This window comes from Helicobacter pylori FD535, assembly GCF_000296015.2.
In the GTDB taxonomy this organism is placed as follows: Bacteria; Campylobacterota; Campylobacteria; order Campylobacterales; family Helicobacteraceae; genus Helicobacter; species Helicobacter pylori_CT.
Window position 1 is genome coordinate 1 of record NZ_AKHP02000037.1, and the last position, 2,630, is coordinate 2,630.

General features: G+C 38.1%; 5 protein-coding genes and 1 pseudogene. All 6 read left to right on the forward strand.

Annotated features, from left to right (window positions below):
- Positions 1-180, forward strand: a pseudogene (locus DV63_RS14255) (signal recognition particle protein); the annotation flags it as partial.
- Positions 181-253: 73 nt separating this feature from the next.
- The gene (rpsP, locus tag DV63_RS14260) at positions 254-484 is read left to right on the forward strand and encodes a 30S ribosomal protein S16 (RefSeq protein ID WP_000216123.1); all 231 of its coding nucleotides are present in this window, start codon (positions 254-256) and stop codon (positions 482-484) included.
- 16 nt (positions 485-500) lie between these two features.
- A complete protein-coding gene (locus tag DV63_RS14265; protein ID WP_001208540.1) occupies positions 501-854 on the forward strand; it encodes a KH domain-containing protein in 354 nt (117 codons plus the stop codon).
- Positions 829-1,374, forward strand: coding sequence for a ribosome maturation factor RimM (gene rimM, locus DV63_RS14270; RefSeq protein WP_031202492.1), 546 nt, complete (start codon positions 829-831; stop codon positions 1,372-1,374). The genes DV63_RS14265 and rimM overlap by 26 nt, the downstream gene beginning before the upstream one ends.
- On the forward strand, positions 1,375-2,064 hold the full coding sequence (gene trmD, locus DV63_RS14275) for a tRNA (guanosine(37)-N1)-methyltransferase TrmD (protein ID WP_000672937.1): 690 nt from the start codon (positions 1,375-1,377) through the stop codon (positions 2,062-2,064).
- 21 nt (positions 2,065-2,085) lie between these two features.
- Positions 2,086-2,442 carry a 50S ribosomal protein L19 gene (gene rplS, locus DV63_RS14280; protein WP_000797723.1) on the forward strand — a complete coding sequence of 119 codons (357 nt, stop codon included), beginning with the start codon at positions 2,086-2,088 and terminating at the stop codon, positions 2,440-2,442.
- Positions 2,443-2,630 lie beyond the last annotated feature (188 nt).

Here is a 2,630-nt window from a genome sequence, read left to right on the forward strand (position 1 = left end):
AGCCGAAGAAAAAGGATCGCTTTAGGGAGCGGCTTAGAAGTGTCTGAAATCAACCGCATCATCAAACGCTTTGATCAAGCGAGCAAAATGGCGAAACGCTTAACGAATAAAAAGGGCATTAGCGATTTGATGAATCTAATGAGTCAGGCTAAAAACCAAACACCCCCTAAAATGCGCTGATTTTTAAGCATGTTTTAGGCACTTTTGTTGTATAATCTCAAATTTAATATGAATATTTTAGGAGATTTTTGTAATGACAGTCATTAGACTCACGCGCATTGGGAGAAAGAAAAAGCCTTTTTATAGAGTGGTGGTAACCGATTCTAGGAAAAGAAGGGATGGAGGTTGGATTGAATCCATTGGGTATTACAACCCTTTAAGCGAGCCTAAAGATATTAAGATTGATAAGGAACGCTTGGATTACTGGAAAAGCGTGGGGGCTAAAATGAGCGAGAGGGTGGAAAAACTTTCTCAAAAAGCCTAAGGTTTTGTGAGGCTAAATGCGTGAATTAGATCCTTTGAACACGCCTTTTTCTCAAGCTGAGTGTAAGGACTATTCGTATTGCGTGGCAACTTTTTTAGAAAAATATTTAAAAAAGGTTGTTTCTTTTCCGCAAGCTTTGAGCGTAGAGTACACGCTTTTAGAAGATAAAGTCAAACAAATCACTATTTATACCCACCCATCAGACATGGGGCATGTGATCGGTAAAGAGGGCAAAATGGTGAGCGCGATTAAGGTGTTTGTTTCTGGCGTGAAAGCCAAAGACGGGTTTTCTTATAAAATCGTTGTTTTTGCCAGTAAAAATAGCGATCAAACGCCTGGTTTCTATGCTTTTAGTGGGCAGAATTGGTAAAAGCGTGGGGCTTAATGGGGGGTTAAAGCTTCATTTAGAGAGCGATTTTCCAGAGTGCTTAAAAAAAGGCGTTAAGGTGGGCGTCGCTCCCTTGAACGCTTTCTCTTTTGCTTCTTCTTTTAAAGAATATATAATCCATTCTTATGAACATGCTAAAAACCTGTTGTTTTTAGAAACGATCCAAACGCCTGAAAAAGCTAAAGAGCTGACTAATTTAGGGCTTTTTATGAGCGAAGCAGAGAGCAAAAAACTCTGTGTTTTAAAAGAGGGGGAGTTTTTTTATTGCGATTTAGTAGGGCTTAGCGTGGTGGAAGAAAACGAGATTCTAGGGAAAGTCATAGAAATCCAAAGGATTTCTCAAATAGATTATTTTCTAGTTGAAACCACGAGAAGTTTGGTTGAAAAAGGTTTGGCTAAGATTTTTTTAATCCCTTATAGGGATTTTTATGTCAAAGAAATCCTTTTGCAAGACAAAAAAATAACCACCCATAACGCTAAAACGCTTTTAGAGAATAGTTGAGTGAAATTCAGCGTTTTAACCCTTTTCCCACAACTCGTATGGCCTTATTTTGAAGATTCTATTTTAAAAAGAGCGTTAGAAAAAAATCTTTTTGAATTAGAAGTATTAAACCTTAGAGATTTTAGCGCTAATAAACATCAAAAAGCGGATCACACGCTCATTGGTGGGGGTGCGGGGCAAATTTTAGACCCTGAGATGGTAGAAAACGCGCTCCATTCTGTTAAAAACCCTAAACACACGATTTTTTTAAGCGCGGTGGGCAAGCCTTTCAAGCAAACAGACGCGATGCGTTTGGCTCAAAAAAAGCATGTCGTTTTGGTGTGCGGGCGTTATGAGGGCTTTGATGAACGCTCTATTGAACTTGGTGCTGATGAAGTTTTTTGTATAGGCGATTTTATTTTAACAGGGGGCGAGCTTGGGGCGTTGTGCTTGATAGATAGTATCGCTCGCCACATTCAAGGGGTTTTGGGTAACGCTCAATCTTTAGAAAATGAGAGCTTTGAAAACCATTACTTGGAAGCCCCTAATTTCGCTAACGCTGTTTTTAAATCCAAAGAAATCAATAAAATCCCTGCACCTTTAGAATATTCTAAAGGAAATCATGCTAAAATTGAGCAACTGAAACTTGATTTGTCAAAATTAAGGACGAAATTTTACCGCCTTGATTTATTCAAACAGCACAAATCATGAAATTGACATTAAGGAAAACACATGAAAAACCGCTACATTCAGCAGTTTGAAGACGCTCAATTAAAAGGCAAGACCATGCCAACATTTAAAGCCGGCGATACTTTGAAGCTTGGTATCACCATTAAAGAAGGCGAAAAAACACGAACTCAGTATTTTGAAGGCGTGTGTATCGCGATTAGAGGCAATGGCGTGGATAAGACTTTTTGCGTGCGTAAAATAGGGGCTAACAATATCGGCGTGGAGAAAATTTTCCCTTTCTATAGCGAAAGTTTGGCGAGCGTTGAGGTGTTGCGTGTGGGTAGGGTGCGCCGTGCGAAGCTCTACTATTTGCGTGATAGGAGAGGTAAGGCAGCAAGGATTAAAGAAGTCCGCCATTAATTTCTGTTGAGATTCTTTTTTTAAAAGACTGATTAAGAAGACATCTCTATTTTTTAAGGGTTAGAATAAGTTTTTAACCCTTTCTTTTAAGAATGGTTTTTCTTTTAACTTTTATTACCAACTTTTTAAAACTTTCTTTAAAACTTTCTTTAAAACTTTCTTTAAAACTTTCTTTAAAACTTTCTTTA

Bases quoted from the DNA above. Each gene is read 5' to 3' on its own strand.
- DV63_RS14265 (WP_001208540.1), top strand. From the start codon at position 501: ATGCGTGAATTAGATCCTTTGAACACGCCTTTTTCTCAAGCTGAGTGT.
- rimM (WP_031202492.1), top strand. From the start codon at position 829: ATGCTTTTAGTGGGCAGAATTGGTAAAAGCGTGGGGCTTAATGGGGGG.
- rplS (WP_000797723.1), top strand. From the start codon at position 2,086: ATGAAAAACCGCTACATTCAGCAGTTTGAAGACGCTCAATTAAAAGGC.
- rpsP (WP_000216123.1), top strand. From the start codon at position 254: ATGACAGTCATTAGACTCACGCGCATTGGGAGAAAGAAAAAGCCTTTT.